Here is a 21,865-nt window from a genome sequence, read left to right as displayed (position 1 = left end):
GGGCGCCTCCGCCGAATCACCGCGGTTTGAACCTGGGACTGAAGTCACATTAGAGTGGGACGACCTGACCAGCGCGATGCCGCGCGACTGACGACTGAAAGGGGCGAGGATGCCCAAGTACGTGTACCGCTTCAGTGAGGGAGACAAGGATCAGAAGGACCTCCTGGGCGGCAAGGGCGCGAACCTCGCCGAGATGACCCGTCTCGGCCTGCCCGTTCCCCCCGGCTTCACGATCACCACCGACGCCTGCCGTGCCTACCTCGCCGACGGCGCCGTCCCCGATGAGCTCGCTGTCCAGGTGACCACCGCCCTGCGCGAGGTCGAGGAGGAGCTCGGTCGCGAGCTCGGCGCCCCCGAGGACCCGTTGCTCGTCTCCGTGCGCAGCGGTGCCAAGTTCTCCATGCCCGGCATGATGGAGACCGTCCTCAACATCGGCCTCAACGACTCCTCCGTCGAGGGGCTCGCCGAGGTCAGCGGGGACGCGCGCTTCGCCTGGGACTCCTACCGCCGCCTCATCCAGATGTTCGGCAAGACCGTCCTGGACATCGATGGCGAGCACTTCTCCGGCGCCCTCGACGCCAAGAAGGCCTCGCGCGGCGTCGCCCTCGACTACGAGCTCGACGTCGACGCCCTCACCGAGCTCGTCGAGGAGTACAAGGCCATCGTGCGCGAGCAGGCCGGCATCGACTTCCCCCAGGACCCCCGCGGCCAGCTCGACATGGCCACCGAGGCCGTCTTCCGCTCCTGGAACACCGAGCGCGCCCACATCTACCGGCGCCGCGAGAAGATCCCCCACGACCTGGGCACGGCCGTCAACGTGTGCACGATGGTCTTCGGCAACATGGGACAGACCTCCGGCACCGGCGTCTGCTTCACCCGCGACCCCTCCACCGGCCGCTCCGGCGTCTACGGGGACTACCTCGTCAACGCCCAGGGCGAGGACGTCGTCGCCGGCATCCGCAACACCCTGTCCCTGGCGGACCTGGAATCCCTCGACCCGGAGTCCTACAAGGACCTGCGCGCGGCCATGCGCAAGCTCGAGACCCACTACCGCGACCTGTGCGACATCGAGTTCACCATCGAGCGCGGCAAGCTCTGGCTCCTCCAGACCCGCGTGGGCAAGCGCACCGCCGCCGCGGCCTTCCGCGTGGCCACGCAGCTCGTCGACGAAAGGCTCATCACCACCGATGAGGCCCTCACCCGCGTCACCGGGGACCAGCTCACCCAGCTCATGTTCCCGCAGTTCTCCACCACGGGGGAGCGGGACCTGCTCACCAAGGCCATGCCCGCCTCGCCCGGCGCCGCCGTCGGCTTCATCGCCTTCGACAACGCCGAGGCCATCGCCCGCGCCGAGGCCGGCGAATCCGTCATCCTCGTGCGCCGTGAGACCAACCCCGACGACCTGCCCGGCATGGTGGCCGCCTCCGGCGTGCTCACCGCGCGCGGCGGCAAGACCTCCCATGCCGCCGTCGTCGCCCGCGGCATGGGCAAGACCTGCGTGTGCGGCGCCGAGGCCCTCGAGGTCGACGCCGCAGCCAAGACTGTGCGGGTCGCCGGACGCGACGAGCTTCTCACCAGCGAGGACATCATCGCCATCGACGGCACCACCGGCGAGGTCTTCCTCGGCTCGGTGGAGGTGGCCGACTCGCCCGTCATGACCTACCTGCGCCGCGGTCTGGAGACCGCCCTGGACAGCGCCGGCGACATTGATAACCGCGAGCTCATCACCAGCGTCGACCGCCTCATGCGCCATGCGGACAAGGTCCGGCGCCTGGCGGTGCGTGCCAACGCCGACACCCCCGACGACGCCCGCCACGCCATCCACCGCGGCGCCGAGGGAGTGGGCCTGTGCCGCACCGAGCACATGTTCCTCGGCGAGCGCAAGAAGTTCGTCCAGAACCTCATCCTGGCCTCCACCGACGCCGAGCGCGAGGCGGCCCTCGCCGTCCTCCTGCCCCTGCAGAAGGACGACTTCGCGCAGATGATGACCACGATGAACGGCAAGCCCATGACCGTGCGCCTCATCGACCCTCCCCTGCACGAGTTCCTCCCCGACCTCACCGAGCTCAGCGTCAAGGTGGCCGTCGACCGGGAGAAGGGGGTCCTCGACCCCGCGGATGAGTCCCTCCTGGCCGTGGTGCGCAAGAGCCACGAGGCGAACCCCATGCTCGGCCTGCGCGGTGCCCGCCTCCTGCTGACCATGCCCGGACTCATCGAGCTCCAGGTGCGCGCCATCGCCGAGGCCGCCGTCGAGCGCCTGCGCGCCGGGGGAGACCCGCGCCCCGAGATCATGATCCCGCTCATCGGCTCCATCCGGGAGCTCCAGATCGCCCGCGAGCGCGCCGAGGCCGTCCTGGCCGAGGTCGGCGCCGAGTCCGGCTACGACCTCTCCTTCCCGATCGGCTGCATGATCGAGCTGCCCCGCGCCGCCGTCACCAGTTCCCACGTGGCGGAGGAGGCCGACTTCTTCTCCTTCGGCACCAATGACCTGACCCAGACCACCTGGGGCTTCTCCCGCGACGACGTCGAGACCTCCTTCGTGGGCCACTACATCGACGAGGCGATCTTCGGCACCTCCCCGTTCGAGTCCATCGACGTCGACGGCGTGGGCGCCATGGTCCGCCTGGGCGTCGAGGGCGGCCGTTCGACCAAGCCCGGCATGAAGATGGGCGTGTGCGGCGAGCACGGCGGAGACCCCGATTCCATCGCCTTCTTCCACTCCGTGGGCATCGACTACGTGTCCTGCTCCCCGTTCCGCGTCCCCGTGGCGCGCCTCGAGGCCGGTCGCGCCGCCGTCCTCGCCCCGGAGCCGGCCCGGCAGTAGGGCCGCGCCACACCCATCCACGGCCCTGCGCAGGCCACCGGTGATGGTGCCCACCGCCCCCTCATGGGGCGGTGGGCACCATCACGCATCCCGGGGCATCTCAGATGCGGTGCGCATTGCCGTCGCCACCTTCCTCACCGGCGGGCACCCGCTCATCGAGGACGTCCCCGGCCACCGGCAGGACCATGCTCGCCCTGGCCCGCTGCATCGGCCCGCGCTTCTCGCCCTCTCTCCCTTGAATCGAGACCGGTTGTTGTGAGGGGCGAGACCGGTTGTTGTGAGGGGTGGGGTTGGTTGTTGGTTGCTGGGTGGGATGGGTGGGGGTTTTCCACAGGTTGGTGGTGGGCTCTGGTGGTGGGGGTGGGTGGGGTTTTAGGGTTGGGGTTCGACGGCGATGCTGCTGTCGTTGGGGCCGACCTGGGGCCTCGAACCACCACCCTGGTCCATTGGTCCATGTCCGCCTGCTGTCCCCTCTTGGAAGGCCCCAGAGCCCATGACCCCCGTGCACTGCCTCTTGCTGATCCGCGCCGCCGGCGTCGCAGAGCCTCGATGGCGCCGCCGCCGTCCCAGCGACGTCCGCCGCTGTATCGCCCTGGTCCTGTTGGCGTGCGGCGCCCTGGCGTCGGGGCTGTTGGCGGCCTGCGCCAAGACCCCCGCCCCGCCTGAGGCCGGTGGAACCCCACCCACCCACCTCACCACCACCACGGCACCAACCACCAGCGCGCCGGCCTCGCTCAGCCCCGAACTACAAGCCCAACGCGCCACCGCCCTGGCCGCACCCAAACCAGTCAAACCCACCGAAGCCACCGAGAACACCCAACAAGGCGCCGTCTACTCCGCCGTGCACTTCCTGGCCCTCTACCGCTACGCCTTCATCACCGGCGACACCACCGACCTAGCAGCCATGAGCGAAGACAGATGCACATTCTGCGCCTCCGTGATCAATGCGATAACCGATCTTCACAGCAAAGGCGGCTGGATCAACCCCTGGACCCAAAAAATCACAAACATCGAATACATCACCCCAGGAACGGGCAAGGAATACTGTGGAGTCAGGGCCGTCGTGACGAGCACCGAGTCAACATCCATTAAAGAGGATGGGAAAGTTGCGACAGAATCGGCAGGAGAAAATACTATTCTCTTCGCATTGCGATACTATGACAATTCTTGGCACATCGGAGAGGTGGCCACAGAATGATAGCGAAAATAATGGCACCCCTTGTGGCCTCTCACCTATTCTTGGCCCCATGCTCTCCTGCTGGTGCAGGGCCTGAAAATAGCGGCGAAGACACCCTAAGGGAATTCGACATTTATGGTTCTAGAAATACTATCATTGCTCATTCGCTAATGACAGAGGAGGTGATTGTTCGAGGAGACCCCTCTTCGTCGGACAGTGAGACCGGCGGGGGTGGGGGGCAGGTGGTGGTCTCGGCCGCCCAACCCCAGAGCGCGCCCATCGAAGGCGATTTCATCTGCGATGGGCAGGACCCCCAAGGCAACGACACCGGTGCATGCCGCTTCCAACCAACCCCCACACGCCCCACAGCACCCGCACCCGACCCGGCCACCACGACACCGCCACCACTGATCGTCACCGCCCACGACATAGCCACCCTCATCGTCGACGGCTCAGGCATCACCCTACAACCACCCGGGAACACCATCTTGCTCCACATGCCCCTGATCGCCCACACCAACCCCGCCACCCGCACACTAACCACCACCATAGCCAACACCACCATCGACATCGAAGCCACCCCCACCACCTACACCTGGAACTGGGGAGACAACACCACCACAACCACCACCGACCCCGGACACCCCTACCCCAACCACACCATCACCCACCAATACACCACCACCAACAACAACACCACCATCACCCTGACCACCACCTGGACCGCACGATACAAACCCACCAACACCACCAACTGGAAACCCATCACCGGCTACATCACCACCACCCAAACCACCCCACCCCTAACCATCCACCGCCTCACCCCCTACCTCACCAACGACACCCAACACCACCACTAACCCACCCCACCCCCAACAACAACCGACCTCGGGTATAGGGAGGGGTTATGGGGTGGTGGAGGAAGAGGGGGAGGCGTCATCGCCCTCACCCTCATCGCGGCGGCGCCGGCGGATGTCCCGCTCCAGGTTTCGCAGGAACTCCGGATCGTCATCCGGGCCCAGAGGCCGTGGCCTCTCAGGACGGCGGAACTCCACGCCCTCGCGCGAGGACCATAGGTTGGGCTCGACGACACCCCCACGCTCCTCAGCGGCCTTCACCCGCGAGGTGATGATCCACGCGATCGGCCCCACGCCGGTGAGGGCCAAGATGATGAGGAGCCACATGGGCTTCGGGAGCCGCGCGGGCATGTCCTCGCCCGGTGTGCGGGCGCAGTCCAGCACCGCGTAGATCGCCAGGGCGAACAGGAGGACGATGAGAACGGCGCGCACACCTCCACCATATCCGAGTCGTCGACCGCGGGCAGGCCGAGTCCGGGCGACGCGGCGGGGCGAGCGGTGCGAGGATGCCTCCGTGAGCGCGCGCCCGGCCCCCCTCCTCCTGCGCGGCGGCACCGACCCGGACGCCGTCGCCGGGCTCCGGGCCGCCCTGGTCCCTCTGCTCGCCCTGGAAACCTCCCGTCCCGCCTCCTGCGCGACTGCTCCAGGGCCCGGCGCCGCCCGCCCATTACTCGTCCCCATCTCCCCGCATGAGGATGAGGCCCGCGTCTGCGCCGATCTCGCACGCCGTCTCGACCCGGCCGGTCCCGCCTCCCGCGCCGATGTCCTCCTGCGCACCTCCGGCTCCACCACGGGCACCGGCTCCCTCATCGCCATGAGCGCCACCGCGCTGACCGCCTCAGCCCGTGCCACCCACGCGCGCCTGGCCGGGCCCGGCACCTGGATCCTCGCCCTCCCCGCGCACCACGTCGCCGGGCTCCAAGTCCTCGTGCGCTCGATCGTGGCCGGGACCGAGCCCATCGTCGTCAACGCCACCGGCGGGTTCACGACCGGCGCGCTCACTGACGGACTCGCCCGCGCCCTCGCCTCCAGCGGCGGCCCTGTCTACCTCTCCCTCGTGCCCACTCAGCTCCTGCGCGCCCTGGCGGATCCCGACTGCTCCCGCGCCCTGGCCCGAGCCAGTGCCGTCCTCCTCGGCGGGGCCGCCGCCAGCGCCGCCCTGCTCGCCCGGGCCCGCGGCGCCGGCATTCCTGTCGTCACCACCTACGGGATGAGCGAGACCGGTGGCGGCTGCGTCTACGATGGCGCCCCCCTCGACGGCGTCACCGCCACCATCGAGGACCCCGACGCCACCGGCGCGGGGCGCATCGCCCTGGCCGGCCCCGTTCTCGCCCTCGGATACGCCCACCGCGAGCCTCCCATCGAGTCCGGGGCCAAGGAGCCCTCTTCGCGCTTCACCGCCCGTGACGGGCGGCCCCTCCTGCTCACCTCCGATCGCGGGCGCCTCGACGGGCACGGTCGCCTCTCAGTCCTCGGGCGCCTCGACGACGTCATCATCAGTGGCGGCATCAAGGTGGACCCCCGCGAGGTCGAGGCCGCTCTCCTGCGCCTGCCGGGGGTCGGGGAGGCCTGCGTCGTCGGGATCCCCGATGCCCGGTGGGGGAGCGCCGTGGCGGCCGCCGTCGTGCCTGCGCCCACAGGGGGCGGAGCGCTGGATGCCGAGGCCCTGCGCTCCGCCGCGCGCGCCGCCCTGCCGGGCGCCAGGGCCCCCAAGCGCGTCGTCGTCGTGCCCGAGCTGCCCCGGCGCGGTCCCGGCAAGCCCGACCGGCGCGCCGTTGCCGCCCTCCTGGCCGGCCCCAGCCGGCCGGGGGCCTCCCGGCCAGGCGACTGATCCCGATCCGCAGGGGCCCTGAGGCGGGCACTCCCGCGCGGCCCGCCCGCCGTGGGGGTAGACGGCCGCCCGCGATAGGCTCTTAGGCGCATCCCCCCGAGAGGACCCCATGAGCAGACCAGCCCACCAGGCATCGCCCGTCCGCGCCACCAATTGGGCGGAGATCGTGCGCCTGCGCACCCTGCCAGCTGCCGTTGCCCCCGTTCTCCTGGGCGCCGGCGCCGCCACCTCGTTGGGCACCGGCTCCCTGCTGCGCACACTGCTCGCAGCGGGCGTCGCCCTCGCTCTCCAGATCGGCTGCAACCTCGCCAATGACTACTCCGACGGCGTGCGCGGCACGGATGATCAGCGCACCGGGCCGCCGAGGCTGACCGCCTCGGGGCGGGTGCCGCCCCGCACCGTCAAGCTCGCCGCCTTCGTCTGCTTCGGGATCGCCGCGGCTCTCGGACTCGCCCTGGTGGTCCTGACGGGGCAGTGGTGGCTCATCGGCATCGGCGTCACCGCCGTGGCCGCCGCCTGGTTCTACACCGGCGGCCCCCGCCCCTACGGGTACGCCGGCCTGGGAGAGGTCTTCGTCTTCATCTTCTTCGGGATCGTGGCCACCTGCGGCACCGCCTATGTCCAGGGCGGGGCCGTGCCCGGATGGCTCTGGCTCGCCGCCTGCGGAATCGGTCTCATCGCCTGCTCCCTGCTCATGGTCAACAACCTTCGCGACATCAACACCGATCCCGCCCATGGGAAGAGGACGCTGGCCGTGCGCCTCGGTGATTCCCGCGCCCGCAGCGCGTACATGGTCATGGTGTTCATGCCGGTCTTCATCGCCGGCGGATCGCTCGCCTGGGCGCATATCGCCGTCGGCGGCGCCTGGGACGCCATGGCCATCATCGATGTCGTCTGCCCCCTCGTCGTCGTGTTCCCCTTCTCCTGGCGCGCCACGACCGCTGTGAGCGCCGGGGCCACCGGGGGTGAGCTCATCGGCGCCCTGCGCGCCGCGGGCCAGTACGAGCTCGTCTACGGCATTGTCATCGGGCTGGCCTTCCTCATCGTGGGGACGTGAGGCTCCGTATACGACGGCGCCCTTATCCCTTTTCACATGGAGGAAGGCGGCCGACCGCATCGTGATGCGGTCGGCCGCCCGTGAGGTAAGTGAGCCCTCGGCGCGGCCCTCTCCCCAACTCAGGGGCAGCGCCGAGGGGGCCTCTACTCCGCGTTCATCGCGGGGGTCACTTCGTCGCGTCCGACATCTTGCCGTCACTCATCTTGTCTTTTCCGTCGGACATCTTGCCGTCGGACATCTTGCCGTCACTCATCTTGTCGGCACTGGCGGTCGCGGCGGGCTTGGTGTTCTTCGAGTCGCTGGACGAGCCGCAGGCGGCGATGCCAACGGCGGAAACGGCGATGAGGCCGGCCGCGAGAGCGGTGCGAATGTGCATGAGTGTTCTCCTCTACGAAGATTCAAGGTTGGGTTCGCCTCGTGGCGAGCCGTCATCCCTCGTTCGGGGCCGGGGCGCTGCCGGATCGGATCGGCAGATGTGATGCTCGTCATGTCGACTTCATCGTCATTCCACAGATCCGCCGACCGCCCGGCCCCGAACAGGGGATGAATCAACCGCATCGACATGGTAGGAGCCCAGATGCTCATCAGTCTTGTCCTCATCGGCTTCTTCGGAGGCCTCATCACGGGCATATCGCCCTGCATCCTGCCGGTCCTGCCCGTCATCCTCCTGTCCGGCGGCGCTCAGGGCGCCAAGGACGAGGGTGGGAAGGCCCCCTCGCGCCTGCACCCCTACCTCGTCGTCGGCGGCCTCGTTCTGAGCTTCACCACCTTCACCCTCATCGGCTCCACGCTGCTCAACCTGCTGGGCCTCCCGCAGGACACGCTGCGCTGGGCCGGTGTAGTGCTCCTCGCCCTCATCGGCGTCGCCATGATCATCCCGAAGGTCATGGAGATCATCGAGCGCCCCTTCGCGCACTTCCAGAGCCTGGGGGGCGGCAAGCGCCCCACGAACGGATTCCTCCTCGGACTCGTCCTGGGAACCGCCTACGTGCCCTGCGCCGGCCCCGTGCTCGCCGCCGTCTCCGTGGCGGGCTCCACCGGCAGGATCGGCGCCGACACGGTCGCCCTCGCCGTCTCCTTCGGCCTGGGCACGGCCCTCCCCCTGCTCTTCTTCGCCCTGGCCGGCCGCGGCATCACCGAGCGCCTCAAGGCCTTCCGCACGCGCCAGAAAGGCGTGCGCATCGCCGCGGGTGCCATGATGATCTTCCTGGCCGTCGCCCTGGTGACCGACCTGCCCGCCGTCGTCCAGCGCTCCCTGCCGGACTACACCGCCTCCCTCCAGGCCAAGACGGATAAGGCCCTCAACTCCACCCGCCAGGTCGCCCAGGGCCGAGGGGGCTGCGTCGACGGCGCCGATCACCTGGCGAACTGCGGCACTGTCCCGGAGCTCACCGGCATCAGGGCCTGGTTGAACACCCCCGGCGAGCAGGCCCTGACCGCCGCCGACCGCGAGGGCAAGGTGCACCTCTACGACTTCTGGGCCTACTCCTGCATCAATTGCCAGCGCTCCATCCCCGGCATCGAGCGGCTCTACGAGACCTACAAGGACTTCGGCCTACAGGTCGTGGGCATCCACTCCCCGGAGTACGCCTTCGAGAAGGAGGTCGACAACGTTCGTCAAGGAGCCCGGAAACTCGGGATCACCTACCCTGTCGCCGTCGACTCCGACCTGGCCACCTGGACCGCGTTCGACAACCACTACTGGCCGGCCCACTATCTCGTGGACGCCACCGGGCAGCTGCGTCATGTGAAGTTCGGCGAGGGCGGTGAGGAGACCACCGAAAGGCTCGTCCGCGAGCTGCTCAGGCAGGCCAACCCCTCCGTCCAGCTCCCCGAGCCCATCTTCACCGCGGCGGACAACACCCCCGATGTCTCCACGGCGCGCAGCCCCGAGACCTACCTCGGCTCGGACCGGGCCCGGTACTTCGCCGGAGGGGCCCTCAAGCCGGGCGCAGCGTCCTTCGCCTTCCCGGCCGAGCAGAAGGACGGCACCTTCTCCCTGGACGGCTCCTGGGTGGTCGAGGGCCAGAAGATCATCCCCGACGGCGCCCCAGGAGGCCTTCGCCTATCCTGGAAGGGCGCGCACGTCTACCTCGTGGCCTCCGGAGAGGGCAGTATCACCTGGAGGAACGACGGCGGTGAGGAGAAGACGATCCGTATCTCCGGAACGCCCAACGCCAATGAGCTTGTGAGCATGGCCGAGCCCTCATCGGGGCGGCTGGAGCTCACGGTTGACCCGGGGGTCTCCCTGTACTCCTTCACCTTCGGGTGAGGGGTGCAGTCCCCGGCTGCGAATAGGAGAGAGAGGAGGGGCAGCGATGAGGAGGCGCCCCGCCGGGCCCGTACGATGCGCAGTGTGGAAAAGCATCGGCACACTGAGCGCGGGGACGAGGTCGACGCCCTCCTGGCACGTGTTGCCCAGGGGGAAGAGCAGGCCTTCGCCGAGTTGTACGACGCCTGGGCGGGGCGCCTCCTCGCCCTCATCATGCGCATCGTCATCGACCGCGCGCAGAGCGAGGAGGTCCTCCAGGAGGTCATGCTCGAGGCCTGGCGCCGAGCGCCCTCCTTCGATCCCTCGAGGGGGACGGCAAGGGCCTGGCTTGTCACCATGGCCCGTCATCGGGCCATCGACCGGGTCCGCTCGGCCCAGGCCGCGAGGGATCGCGAGGATGCCTGGCAGGCCTACCTGCCCGATGCCGATGTCACGCTCGCCGAGGTCGAGGAGCGGATCGAGGCCGGAAGGGTCCGCGAGGCCCTTGACACCGTCGGGGAGCCCCACCGCACGACGATCGCCCTGGCCTACTTCACGGGCCTCACCCACACCGAGATCGCCAAGCGGATGGGTGTGCCGCTGGGCACAGTCAAGAGCCGCATCCGGGATGGGATGGCCAAGATGAGAACACACCTAGGAGAACCACGATGAGCAGGGAAGGAGAGGACATGAGCGCGGTAGGACGACCTGATGCCGATGATGAGGAGTTCCGCGCGCTCCTCGATGGTGAGACCGCCGCCCTCCTCGGCGCATCGCTGGCCCCCGTCGAGCCGCCCGCCGGGATGCGCGCGGAGCTCCTGGAGCGGATCAAGGGCATCGAGCAGGAGGGGTCCGCCCAGGCGCCCGGTGCCCACCCGGAAATGGGGTGTGCGGGCGCCTCCCCCGGTCCCGGTCCCGGTGCCGACGGTGTCGAGGCGCTCGCCCCCGTCATCGCCCTGCGCCGCCGCCGCGCCTGGCGCTACATGACTCAGGCGGCAGCCGCCCTTGTGCTCATAGCCGCGGGCTTTGGCGCTGGGTACGGCAGCGGCTACGAGTCGGGCTACGACGGCGGCCATGACACCGCCATGGAACACGTGACCCCGATGGTCGACTACGCCCACCTCAACGAGGCCCAGGACGTCCGGCGCGTCACCGACACCATGCCCGACGGGCATGTGGCCACGCTGACCTGGAGCGAGGGCATGTCCATGACGGCCCTGTCACTCCCGGCGGCGATGCCCGCCCCCGTCGGCGGGACCACTTTGCAGATATGGCTGGAGGACCCCTCCTCGGGCACCACCTCGCTGGGCGCCTACTCCCCCGATGAGGGCACCACCTTCACCCTCCTCCCCATGACGCCGAGGCCCGGGCAGCGCATTCTCATCACGGCCGAGCCCGCTGGGGGCTCCTCCCAGCCGACGGCGACGCCGCTCGTGGTCCTCGCCGTCGGCGGGCAGGGCGGCGATGGGGCGGGAGCGTCCTCCGGGACGAGCGGCCCGGCCTTCTCGCCGTCGTCGTCCGCCACCGGCCGCGCCTGAGAGGCGCCTGGCGCGAGCACTGGCGCGGCCCCGGTACCGATCCGGTACCGGGGCCGCGCCCATGCGAGGAGGAGTATCAACGGGCGCCCTCGGTCAGGGGCGCCTCGGCATCGGGCTCATGCGTGATTCGGTTGCGGATATCACGGCGCACCACCTCGATGCTCCACAGCCAGATGATGTGCCCGAAGAACTCCGAGAAGTGCTCGGACCAGGTCTGCGCGCCGGCGACCCAGGGGAAGGGGCTCGGCGCCCAGCCCAGCAGCGGCATGACGACGACGTGCGCGCCCACGTACACGAGGATGCCGAAGGCGGCGCCCTGCCAGAGCTTGATGCCGGGGTAGTACTCGGCGATGACGCAGTAGATGAGCGCGAACACGATCGCGAAGCCGAAATGCACGATGAAGGACATGATCGGCGCCGGGTTGTTATTGAAGGTCACTGTGGCGTGCGAGGTGTCATGGGACATGCCGAACCACTCCAGCATCGACTGCGGGGGATTGGTCTCCGAGCGAATTCCCGGGGTACGGGGAGGGAAGGGGACCTCCCAGCCGAATTTCACAATGGCGGAGAAGAAGCCGCCGATGAGGCCGACGATGATCGCCGTGCCGATGCGGCGACGGGCCGGATCGGTCCTTGTGAGCAGTGATGACATGGGGAGATCTCCTTGGTTGATGTGTGATCGGAATCTACCTAGAAGTAGTACGGGAAGGGGGACCAGTCCGGCTTGCGGCGCGCCAGGAAGGCATCCCGCCCCTCGACGGCCTCATCGGTCATGTAGGCCAAGCGGGTGGCCTCCCCGGCGAAGACCTGCTGGCCGGCCAGGCCGTCGTCAGCCATGTTGAAGGCGTACTTGAGCATGCGGATCGCCTGGGGCGACTTCGAGGTCACGATGGCCGCGTACTCCAGCGCCCGCTCCTCCAGCTCGGCATGGGGCACTGCCTCATTGACCACGCCCCAGCGCTCGGCGTCGCGGGCGTCATAGGCGCGGGCGAGGAAGAAGATCTCCCGGGCGCGCTTGTCCCCGCACTGGCGGGCCAGCAGCGCCGAGCCGTAGCCGGCGTCGAAGGAGCCCACGTTCGCATCGGTCTGCTTGAAGCGCGCGTGCTCGAGGGAGGCCAGCGACAGGTCGCATACGACGTTGAGCGAGTGCCCGCCGCCGGCGGCCCAGCCGCTCACCGCGGCGATGACGACCTTGGGCATCATGCGGATGAGCCTCTGGACCTCGAGGATATGCAGGCGCCCCGCCCGGGCCGTGTCCGCGTGGGCCCGAGCCGCCGCCACATCGGCCTCATGGGAATAGGCCCCCGACGGCGATGGGCCATGGGAGGCCGCGGCGGCACCACTGGCGTGGGCGGTGCCGTCATCGGTCTCGTAGAGGTAGCCGTCGCGGCCCCGGATGCGCTGATCCCCGCCCGAGGAGAAGGCCCAGCCGCCGTCGCGCGGGGAGGGGCCGTTGCCTGTGAGGATGACGGCGCCGACATCGCCGCTCATGCGCGCGTGGTCGAGCGCTGCGGCGAGCTCGTCGACGGTGCGGGGCCGGAAGGCGTTGCGCACCTCGGGGCGATCGATCGCCACCCGCACCACGGGAAGATCCCGCAGCCAGGCGCCGTCGGCGTCCCGCTCGCAGCCGCGGTGGTAGGTGACGTCGGTGAGTTCGCTCGCGCCGAAGCCCTCGACCTCTCGCCAGCGCAGGGGATCGAAGATCTCCGAGACGCGGCGGGGCGTGTGATGGACGGGGGCGGGCGCGCCGGAGGCCGACGAGGCCGACGGCGCCGAGGGGGCTGACGGGTCCGGTGAGGGCGATACGGCGGTCATGGGCATCAGGGTAGGCGAGTGCCGAGCGGGGCACCGTTACGCTGGGGTCATGAAAGAGTCCCAGGCCGGTGCCGCGCCTCACGCGACCCCGGGTACCCCGCTCGCGAGTGCGTCCGCGGCGGGTCCCGCCCACCGTCGCCAGACCATCCCCGCCAACCAGGGCGGGGGGCGGGTCGACTCCGAGGTCGGTCGGCTGCGCGAGGTGATCGTCCACCGGCCTGGCGCAGAGGCCTCCCGCCTGACGCCCATCAACGCGAACAGTCTCCTGTTCGACGACGCCCTCGACATCGAGCTCGCCCAGGCCGAGCATGACGCCCTCACCGCGATCCTGCGGGAGCACGGCGTCATCGTCCACGACTTCCGCGACCTGCTCGCCGAGTCCCTCGCCGTGCCCGAGGCCCGGGCCCTCGTCCTGGAGCAGGCCGTCGGCCCCGAGGCGGTCGGTCTGTCCACCTCCGAGGTGCTCACCGCCTGCCTCTCCGGCCTGCCCGACGCCGAGCTCGCCGAGATCCTCCTCGCGGGCCTCACCCGCGCAGAGCTGCGCGACCGCCTCGACGCCTCCGATGCCCGGACCCTGTTCGCCACCACCTTCCTGTCCACCCTCGAGGGGCAGTTCGTCATCACCCCCCTGCCCAACCACCTGTTCACACGCGACGCCTCCTCGTGGATGTACGGCGCCTGCCACCTCAACCCGATGGCCCTGGCCCCCCGTCGTCGTGAGACCGCCAACTACGAGGCGGTGTACCGCTACCACCCGGTCATCGCCGGCCGGGCGGCCCTCTGGGGCGCCCCGCACCATGCCACGCGCGCCACTGTCGAGGGCGGTGACATCCAGGTGATGGGCAATCGGACGCTCGTCGTGGGGCTCTCCCACCGATCCACCGCCGCGGGCGTCGAGCGCCTGGCCTCCAGGCTCTTCGCCGACGGCATCGCGGATCGTGTCATCGGCGTCCACATGCCCGACCGCGCCTTCTACACCGAGCTCGACGCCGTCATGCATCTGGACACTCTCATGTCGATGGTCGCCCCGGACACCTACCTGCGTTTCGCGGGCTTCGATGACGTCACCACCGTGGAGATCGAGCCCGGCCCTGCCCACGGCTCCTCGACGCCCGCGCTCAGGGTCACCATTCACGATGGATCCGAGATGGATCAGGTCCTGGCCCGGGCGGCCGGCATCGACTCCTTCCGCATCATCAGCCCTGATATGACCGACGAGGCGGAGGCGCTGCGCGAGCTGGCGCGCGACTCCTGCAACGTCGTCGCCCTCGCCCCGAACCTCGTCATCGGCTATGCCCACAACCGGCGGGCCAATGAGGCCCTGCGCGCCGCGGGCGTCGAGGTGATCGAGACCCCCGGTGTCGAACTCGTCCGGGGCCGCGGCGGCGGACACTGCATGACCTGCCCTCTCACCCGCGATGCCGTGTGATGGGGCGGTGCGCCTTCCGCGCTGAGCGGCGCCGTTCGCACCGACTGGTACGTCCTGCTCGCACCAGTCGGTGACAACGGCACCGGGCCCGGACTGCGGGAATCGGCCAGCAGCGGCAGTAAGGAGGCCATGGGTTCCCGCGCTCCGCACGGGGGTGGGGCTCCCGGCTGGAGCCGGTCCGGTGCGCAACACCGCAGTGCCCTCCATGACCTGCGCCTCCCTGTTCCCGCAAGGAGGGCGAGCTTGGGAACGCTGAGCTCTGGCTATCCTGGGGGCGTGACTCCCATTTCCCATGCGCGGATCCGCGGAGAGCTCGACCTGGGGGCTCTCCGGCAGAAGGACCGCACCGGCCTCCTGGCTGACATCGACAGGATCGTCGTCTGGGATATCGCCCTGACCAACCGCTTCCGCGGTCTGACGCGTCGTGACGGTGTCCTCCTCCACGGCCCCGCGGGCTGGGGCGAGGCTGCCCCCTTCTGGGACTACGACGCCGACGCCTCCGCGCCGTGGCTCGCCGCGGCCCTCGAGACCTCCACCGGTATCGGGCCCGGAGGGGCCCCCGCCCCCCAGCACCCCGTCGTGCGCACCCACATCCCCGTCAACGTGACCGTCCCCGAGGTGGGGGAGAAGCGGGCCCGTGAGATGGTGTCCGCCTCGGGCTGCCGCACCGCCAAGGTCAAGGTGGCCGGGCGGCGCGACTCCATGCGCAAGGACATCAAGAGGCTCGAGGCCGTTCGGGACGCCCTCGGTCCCGAGGGCCGCATCCGCATCGATGCCAACGGCTGCTGGGACCTCGACGCCGCCGCTCGCCACATCCCCATCCTCGACCGCGCCGCGGGGGGCCTGGAGTACGTGGAGCAGCCCTGCGCCGACGTCCACGACCTCGCCGCGCTGCGCAAGCGCCTCATCGTGCCGATCGCCGCCGACGAGTCCATCCGCCTGTCCCCGGACCCCCTCGCCGTTGCCCGCCTGCGGGCAGCCGACCTGGCGATCCTCAAGGTCGCCCCCCTGGGCGGGGTCACCCGCGCCCTCGCGATGGCCGAGCGGCTCGGGCTGCCCGCCGTCGTCTCCTCCTCCCTGGACACGACCATCGGCCTATCCGAGGGCGCCCGGCTGGCCGCGGCGCTGCCCGTGCTCGGGCGCGCCTGCGGGCTGGGCACGATCCGCCTGCTCTCGCGCGACGTCGCCGTGCCCTCCGCCGTCCCCGTGGGCGGATCCCTCGCGGTGCGCGCGCCCCACCTGTCCAACGCGATCCTCGGAGCCGTGCTCGCCGGCGAGAAGACCGTCTCCCAGTGGCAGTCCCGTTTCACCCATATGCTCGGGGCCCTGGCCGCCCGGCGGGAGCGGGAGGCGCGCGACGCCTCGAGCGCCGTCGGGGGCCTCCCGATCTGACCGGCGCCGACGGCGCTCACGACGAAGCCGAGGACCGATGCAGCCCCCCTCACTCACCGCTGCCGCCGCTATCGTGGAGGCCCTGGTGGCCACGGGTGTCCGCTGGGCGGTCCTCAGTCCCGGATCGCGATCCGCCCCCATGGCCTACGCCCTGGCCGAGGCGGAGGCCGCCGGGCTCCTGGGCCTGCGGGTCGTCCTGGACGAGCGCAGTGCCGGCTTCACCGCCCTGGGCATGAGCCGCGCGGCCATCCTGGAGGGCCGGCGCGCCCCCGCCGCCGTCGTGACCACCTCCGGCACCGCAGTGGCCAACCTCCACCCGGCACTCGCGGAGGCCGATGCCGCCGGCATCCCGCTGGTCGTCATCTCCACCGACCGCCCACACGAACTTGTGGGCACCGGCGCCAACCAGACCACCGCGCAGGCGGGCATCTTCGCGCTCGCCCCGCGCGCGACCGCCGATATCCCCGCCGATCTCACGGCCCCCGGCCCGGCCGGACTGGGTGAGGAGGCCGGGCGGGCGGCCATCACCGGGCAGGTCCGCAGGGCCGTTCTCGCCGCCGCCGGGACGCTGACCCGCGACCCGGGCCCCGCCCACATCAACGCCCGATTCCGCCCGCCGCTCACGCCGGGCGACGGGACCATCCTGGGGGAGTCGCGCCCGCGTGCCGCATACGCAGGCCCCGCGAAAGAGCCCGCCGCCCCCGCGCCCCGGCTCGTCTGGGAGGCTCCTGGCGCGCCAGCCAACGTCGTGGACGAGGGGGGAGGCGCCCCAGGTCTCATCATCGCGGGCGACTGCCCGGACCCCGCTCTCGGCGCCCTCGCCGCCCGAGTGGCCGAGCGCCTCGGGTGGCCGCTCCTCGCCGAACCGACTTCAGGCGCCCGCCACGGTGCCACCGCCCAGTCCCGCTACGCGGAGCTGCTCGCCACTCGCGGCGGGCGCGATCTGGCGCGGCGGGCGCGCAGCCTCCTCGTCGTCGGTCACCCCAGCCTCAGCCGCCCCGTCAGCGCCCTCCTCGCCCGCGACGATGTGCGGATCAGCATCCTGGCGGATCGGGCCAGGATCACCGACGTCGCCGGGACCGCGCGGCGAGTTATCGACGTTGAGCCCGCCGGCACCCCCGACGGCCTGGAGGATCAGGCGGCGCGGATCGCGGGCCTCCTCGACCGGGCAGGGCCATCCTGGGCGGCTGACTGGACGAGTGCCGTCGCGGCCCTCAGCCCGCTCTCTGGACCATGGGGGGGCGCCGTCGCCGCCCCCGGTGATCCCCGAGGGGCGATGCTCACGGCGGACGAAGCCGCCCTCACCGTCTGGGAGTCCTGCACCCTCGATCATGCGGGTGCCGATGCCCCTCTGCTCGTCGTCGGCTCATCGATGACGATCCGCCGCCTCGACCGGCTCGCGCCCGTGGGCGCGCCCGCGCCGACCGCCGTCGCCAACCGGGGCCTGGCCGGTATTGACGGGACGATCGCCACCGCCGGCGGCCTCGCGCTCGCCTCGGGAAGGCCGGTGCGCGCGCTCATGGGCGACCTGGCCTTCCTCCACGACGCCATGTCGCTCGGCCATGGCGAGCTCGAGTGCGAGCCCGACCTCCAGGTCATCGTCCTCGATGACGCCGGTGGCTCCATCTTCAAGGGTCTGGAGTACGCGGGGGTGCCGGGGCCGAAGCGATTCAGCCGCCTGTTCTCCACCCCGCAGCGCGCGGATGTGGCCAATATCGCCCGAGGGTTGGGCGTGGATGTGATCGAGGCCCCCGACCGGGATTCGCTCGAGCGCGTCATGGCTCAGCCCGTGCGCGGATCGAGCGTGGTCAGGGTCCCGTGCCCTCCTGTTGATGAGCGCTGAGGGGCGCTGCTGCGCCCGATGGCCGTTGAACGCCGCTGCTGCACCGATCGACGCCTCGATCGCCGGACCCCTCGATGCGATGACATATGATGCTACGGCCTACCAGGCGACCGCCGCTGGGTTCCGCTCGGGGAGCTCATCGCACGGGCCGACCGCAAGGAGCGGGAATGAGGAGCGGCACGGCCCTGTCGGCTTGTCCGGCAGCCGGCACAGATGAATGGGGACGAGCCCCGAGGAGGAGAGCATGAGCACTTACGACGAGTCGAACGGCCAGTCCCACGTCCAGAGCGGGGCCGCGGGCCCAACCGCCCCCGCCGGCTATAACTTCGAGCAGGACTCCCGCCCGGGCTCCGATGCCACTGCCGATGCTTTCGGGGCGCCCATGGCCACGGGCGCTGCTGACGGCGCGTTCCCCGTCTCTCCGGCGACCCCGACGAAAGAGCGGCGCGGGCCCGGTTGGGGGGCCATGGTCGGCATGACCGCCGCCGCGGCCCTGCTCGCCTCCGGCGGCACCTTCGCCGCCGTCCGCTACGGCGCCGACGGCGCCCTCTCCTCGAACGGCCCCATCCCCGTGGCGACCGGCTCCACCACGCAGACAGTCACCTCCCAGGGGACGATCCCCGATTGGCAGGCCGTCACCGCCGCCGTGTCGAACTCGGTCGTCTCCATCACGGTGTCCGTGGGGGAGAGCGGCGCCGTCGGCTCCGGTGTCATCTACGACTCCCAGGGGCACATCCTCACGAACCAGCATGTGGTCGCGGGCGCCTCGAAGATCATGGTGACCCTTGCCGACGGGCGCATCTACGGTGCCGACATCGCCGGCACTGACGCCAGTACCGATCTGGCCGTCATCAAGATCAAGGACGCGCCGAGCGACCTCACCGTGGCGCAGATCGGTGACTCGGACTCCCTCGTGACCGGCCAGGGCGTTATGGCGATTGGCAATCCGCTGGGCCTGTCCTCCACGGTGACCACCGGTATCATCTCGGCGCTCGACCGCCCTGTGGTCACCACCCAGGAGGACACCGGCGACTCCTTCGGGAACTTCGACCAGCCCCAGCAGGCCCCGCAGCAGGGAGGCCTCGGCGGCCTGCTCGATATGGATCAGAAGCCCACGTCGCAGGTCTACACCAACGCCATCCAGATCGATGCCGCGATCAACCCCGGCAATTCCGGCGGGCCGCTGTTCGACGGCAGCGGCAAGGTCATCGGCATCACCAGCTCGATCGCCTCGACGGGGGGCTCCGGCTCCGCGGGCGAGAAGGCCGGGTCGATCGGCATCGGCTTCGCTATCCCGGTCAAGCTCGCTCAGAAGGTCGCCGACCAGCTCATCAGCAGCGGGAGCGCCTCGCACGCCTATCTGGGGGTGAGCATCGGCGACGGCAGTGCCGAGGCCGGCGGCGTCCTGCGCACCGGCGCGAAAGTCGGAAGCGTCGAGCAGGGTTCCCCCGCCGCCAACGCCGGCCTTGAACAGGGCGATGTTATTACGGGGATCAACAACAAGGTCACTAGCAGGGCCGCGGCGCTCACCGGCTTCGTGCGCCAGTACTCGGCGGGGGACAAGGTGACGCTCACGGTCGTCCGCAGCGGCAAGTCACAGCAGATCGAGGTCACTCTCGCCGAGAAGACTTCCTGACCCTCGTCGCCGAGACCGGTCTCGTTCCTATTCTCGACCGGTCTCGGGTATAGGGAGCGCGCCGAGGGCGCCGAGCATGGGACGCATCTTCGCGCGGGTCTCGGCGAGCTCATCGTCGGGATCGGAGTCCGGCATGATCCCGCCGCCCCCGAAGACCCTCACCGGTCCGCCGGGCGCGGCGATGGAGCCACTGCGCAGCGCGATGCACCACTCGCCCTCGCCGTGCCAGTCCACCCAGCCCACCGGCCCCGCGTAGCGCCCGCGGTCCATGCCCTCGACCTCCTCGATGATCCGGCCCGCCGCCTCGCGCGGCGTCCCGCAGACCGCGGCGGTGGGGTGCAGGGCCCCCACGAGGGACAGGGCTCCCGCGTTGCCCGCGACGACCCCGGTGATATCGCTGGCCAGGTGCAGGACATTGGGCAGCTCCAGGAGGAAGCGCTCGGGCGCCTCCACCACCGAGCACAGTGGCATGAGCGCCTCGATCGCCGAGGCCCGCGCCAGGGCGTGCTCCCGGTTGTTCTTCGCCGAGCCCTCCAGCCAGGCGGCCAGCTCGGCGGTGCGCCGCGGGGTGTCGCCCGGATGACGCCGAGCCGTGCCCGCCAGCACCCGGCTCGTCAGCCTCCGGCCGGCCAGGCGCAGCAGCATCTCCGGCGAGGCCCCGACCATCCCATCGACGGCGAAGGTCCAGCACGACGGGTACGTCCGCCCCAGCCTCCCCAGGATCGTCCCCGTGGGAAGGGGCTCACCGGGAGTGACCAGCACATCCCTGGCCAGGACGACCTTCTGGGCCTCGCCGGCGCGCATGCGCTCGCAGGTGGCGGCCACGGCCGCGCGCCAGCTCGCGTCGTCCAGGGAGTCCTGGGCGACGGCGCTCCCGCGACTGCTCGCAGCGGGGGCCGCCGATGCCGCCTCCAGCAGGTCCGCGAGGAGCGCGCCATGGTCGGGGTGCTCCGCGGGCTCTCCGCCGCCCCCGTCCGCGCCGCCTCCCGGGGCGCCGACCGCAGTCGTCATCCAGGCCCCGCTCTCATCGGCACCCACGATCACCTCCGGCACGAGCAGCACGGAATCGGCCGCCGAGCGGTCCGAGAACGCGATCGTCCCCGCCGCTACCGGACCCGTGCCCGGACGGACCAATGGATCGCGCCACCAGGAGGCGTAGACCGTCGCCCGCCAGGCGCGGCGCAGCTCCTCGATGCGTCCCGCCCCCCGCGCGCCCAGGACCAGCGCCCGGCCGAGTCCCACGAGGCCCCGTCCCTCGTGAACCCAGGAAACGACGTCGTCGCGCCCGGTGAGCAGGTCGAGCAGCGGCGTGCCGTTGAGGGCGCCGGGCGGCAGCGCGGTGGTCAGGAACGACAGGCGCGGGGGCCGCGCGGCCGCCTCGGCGGCGGTGAGGACCAGCGGCCGCGGCGCCCCGGGGCGCCGGGAGGGCGCGGCACCGCTCACGGCCGCGGCTTGGTGGCCCGGTGGACGGCGACAATCCCGCCCGACAGATTCTTGTAGCCCACGCCGCGCCACCCGGCCTCCTGCATGAGCGCCGCCAGGGCGCGCTGGTCGGGCCAGGCGAGGATCGACTCGCCCAGGTAGTCGTAGGCCTCGGTGTTCGACGAGACGAGGCGGGCCAGGGCCGGCAGCGCCGTGCCGAGGTAGAAGCGGTAGGCCGTGCGGAAGGCCCGCCGGGCGGGCGAGGAGAACTCGGCGATGACCAGGCGCCCGCCCGGCCGGGTCACGCGCGCCATCTCGCGCAGGGCCGTAGAGGTGTCCTGCACGTTGCGCAGCCCGTAGGAGATCGTGACGACGTCGAAGGATCCGTCGGCGAAGGGCAGGTCCATCGCGTCGCCCTCGACGAATTCGATGCCTGGGTGACGGCGCCTCCCCTCGGCGACCATCCCGGGGGAGAAGTCACAGGCGATGACGTCGGCCCCCTCGGCCGCGTACTCCGCGGCCGAGGTGCCGGTGCCGGCGGCGAGGTCGAGGATCCGCGTCCCGGGGCGGGCGGCGACGGCGGCCCGGGTGACCCGTCGCCACATGCGCACCTGCCACAGGCTCATGACGTCATTGGTGAGGTCGTAGCGGTGCGCGACCGCGTCGAACATGCCCGCGACCTCGCGGGGGTCCTTGGAGAGGGAGGCTCGGCTCATGGCCCCATCATTCCAGGAAGTCGCCGGCGTCCCCGCTCGCGCCGGCCGGCGCGAGCGGGGACGCCATGGGGGACCCT

Annotated in this window: 18 protein-coding genes; 12 read left to right on the top strand and 6 right to left on the bottom strand. The window is 70.8% G+C overall.

What is annotated here, in order from left to right; all coding sequences use genetic code 11:
- The first annotated feature begins 109 nt into the window (after positions 1-109).
- The 3 genes from ppdK to B6G06_RS10645 all read left to right on the top strand — a co-directional run bounded on the left by ppdK (position 110) and on the right by B6G06_RS10645 (position 4,861).
- The gene (gene ppdK, locus B6G06_RS08115; RefSeq protein WP_081171842.1) at positions 110-2,824 is read left to right on the top strand and encodes a pyruvate, phosphate dikinase; all 2,715 of its coding nucleotides are present in this window, start codon (positions 110-112) and stop codon (positions 2,822-2,824) included.
- A 493-nt stretch (positions 2,825-3,317) separates the two neighbouring features.
- Entirely contained in the window at positions 3,318-4,022 is a 705-nt protein-coding gene (locus tag B6G06_RS10100) for a DUF6318 family protein (RefSeq protein ID WP_125898905.1), read from the top strand.
- 149 nt (positions 4,023-4,171) lie between these two features.
- Positions 4,172-4,861 (top strand): zinc transporter, encoded by a 690-nt coding sequence (locus B6G06_RS10645; RefSeq protein WP_164505212.1) that lies wholly within the window; start codon positions 4,172-4,174, stop codon positions 4,859-4,861.
- A gap of 45 nt (positions 4,862-4,906) precedes the next feature.
- On the opposite strand, the gene B6G06_RS08105 is transcribed toward B6G06_RS10645, so the two are convergent.
- A complete protein-coding gene (locus tag B6G06_RS08105) occupies positions 4,907-5,290 on the bottom strand; it encodes a PLD nuclease N-terminal domain-containing protein (RefSeq protein ID WP_081171840.1) in 384 nt (127 codons plus the stop codon).
- A gap of 82 nt (positions 5,291-5,372) precedes the next feature.
- Between B6G06_RS08105 and B6G06_RS08100 the strand changes: the two genes are divergently transcribed.
- Both B6G06_RS08100 and B6G06_RS08095 read left to right on the top strand, forming a co-directional pair.
- On the top strand, positions 5,373-6,689 hold the full coding sequence (locus B6G06_RS08100) for an AMP-binding enzyme (RefSeq protein WP_081171839.1): 1,317 nt from the start codon (positions 5,373-5,375) through the stop codon (positions 6,687-6,689).
- Between the two features lie 109 nt (positions 6,690-6,798).
- Positions 6,799-7,746 carry a 1,4-dihydroxy-2-naphthoate polyprenyltransferase gene (locus tag B6G06_RS08095; protein WP_080463451.1) on the top strand — a complete coding sequence of 316 codons (948 nt, stop codon included), beginning with the start codon at positions 6,799-6,801 and terminating at the stop codon, positions 7,744-7,746.
- 166 nt (positions 7,747-7,912) lie between these two features.
- Here B6G06_RS08095 and B6G06_RS08090 read toward each other — a convergent pair whose 3' ends face one another.
- A complete protein-coding gene (locus B6G06_RS08090; protein WP_080463452.1) occupies positions 7,913-8,122 on the bottom strand; it encodes a hypothetical protein in 210 nt (69 codons plus the stop codon).
- A gap of 201 nt (positions 8,123-8,323) precedes the next feature.
- Here B6G06_RS08090 and B6G06_RS08085 point away from each other — a divergent pair, with 201 nt between their 5' ends.
- The 3 genes from B6G06_RS08085 to B6G06_RS08075 all read left to right on the top strand — a co-directional run bounded on the left by B6G06_RS08085 (position 8,324) and on the right by B6G06_RS08075 (position 11,535).
- Entirely contained in the window at positions 8,324-10,018 is a 1,695-nt protein-coding gene (locus B6G06_RS08085) for a cytochrome c biogenesis protein CcdA (protein WP_081171838.1), read from the top strand.
- Between the two features lie 75 nt (positions 10,019-10,093).
- Entirely contained in the window at positions 10,094-10,669 is a 576-nt protein-coding gene (locus tag B6G06_RS08080) for a sigma-70 family RNA polymerase sigma factor (protein ID WP_080463454.1), read from the top strand.
- The gene (locus tag B6G06_RS08075) at positions 10,666-11,535 is read left to right on the top strand and encodes an anti-sigma factor (protein ID WP_081171837.1); all 870 of its coding nucleotides are present in this window, start codon (positions 10,666-10,668) and stop codon (positions 11,533-11,535) included. Before B6G06_RS08080 ends, B6G06_RS08075 begins: the two co-directional genes overlap by 4 nt.
- 76 nt (positions 11,536-11,611) lie before the next feature.
- Here B6G06_RS08075 and B6G06_RS08070 read toward each other — a convergent pair whose 3' ends face one another.
- Both B6G06_RS08070 and B6G06_RS08065 read right to left on the bottom strand, forming a co-directional pair.
- Complete coding sequence (locus B6G06_RS08070) at positions 11,612-12,187, bottom strand: YagU family protein (RefSeq protein WP_081171836.1); 576 nt, start codon at positions 12,185-12,187, stop codon at positions 11,612-11,614.
- Between the two features lie 38 nt (positions 12,188-12,225).
- Positions 12,226-13,350 carry a 1,4-dihydroxy-2-naphthoyl-CoA synthase gene (locus B6G06_RS08065; RefSeq protein ID WP_081171835.1) on the bottom strand — a complete coding sequence of 375 codons (1,125 nt, stop codon included), beginning with the start codon at positions 13,348-13,350 and terminating at the stop codon, positions 12,226-12,228.
- A gap of 49 nt (positions 13,351-13,399) precedes the next feature.
- Between B6G06_RS08065 and B6G06_RS08060 the strand changes: the two genes are divergently transcribed.
- The 4 genes from B6G06_RS08060 to B6G06_RS08045 all read left to right on the top strand — a co-directional run bounded on the left by B6G06_RS08060 (position 13,400) and on the right by B6G06_RS08045 (position 19,650).
- Complete coding sequence (locus B6G06_RS08060; protein ID WP_229657860.1) at positions 13,400-14,779, top strand: arginine deiminase; 1,380 nt, start codon at positions 13,400-13,402, stop codon at positions 14,777-14,779.
- A 276-nt stretch (positions 14,780-15,055) separates the two neighbouring features.
- Positions 15,056-16,171, top strand: coding sequence for an o-succinylbenzoate synthase (locus B6G06_RS08055; RefSeq protein WP_080463458.1), 1,116 nt, complete (start codon positions 15,056-15,058; stop codon positions 16,169-16,171).
- 37 nt (positions 16,172-16,208) lie between these two features.
- Positions 16,209-18,014 (top strand): 2-succinyl-5-enolpyruvyl-6-hydroxy-3-cyclohexene-1-carboxylic-acid synthase, encoded by a 1,806-nt coding sequence (gene menD / locus B6G06_RS08050; protein ID WP_081171834.1) that lies wholly within the window; start codon positions 16,209-16,211, stop codon positions 18,012-18,014.
- A 244-nt stretch (positions 18,015-18,258) separates the two neighbouring features.
- A complete protein-coding gene (locus B6G06_RS08045; protein ID WP_081171833.1) occupies positions 18,259-19,650 on the top strand; it encodes a S1C family serine protease in 1,392 nt (463 codons plus the stop codon).
- A 27-nt stretch (positions 19,651-19,677) separates the two neighbouring features.
- On the opposite strand, the gene B6G06_RS08040 is transcribed toward B6G06_RS08045, so the two are convergent.
- Entirely contained in the window at positions 19,678-21,093 is a 1,416-nt protein-coding gene (locus tag B6G06_RS08040) for an isochorismate synthase (protein ID WP_080463461.1), read from the bottom strand.
- Positions 21,090-21,788 carry a demethylmenaquinone methyltransferase gene (locus B6G06_RS08035; protein ID WP_080463462.1) on the bottom strand — a complete coding sequence of 233 codons (699 nt, stop codon included), beginning with the start codon at positions 21,786-21,788 and terminating at the stop codon, positions 21,090-21,092. Before B6G06_RS08035 ends, B6G06_RS08040 begins: the two co-directional genes overlap by 4 nt.
- Between the last annotated feature and the right edge of the window lie 77 nt (positions 21,789-21,865).

Source organism: Actinomyces gaoshouyii (assembly GCF_002076915.1).
Taxonomy (GTDB): Bacteria; Actinomycetota; Actinomycetes; order Actinomycetales; family Actinomycetaceae; genus Actinomyces; species Actinomyces gaoshouyii.
The sequence above is the reverse complement of the archived record's forward strand: the minus strand, read 5'-3'. Positions and strand labels throughout refer to the sequence as shown.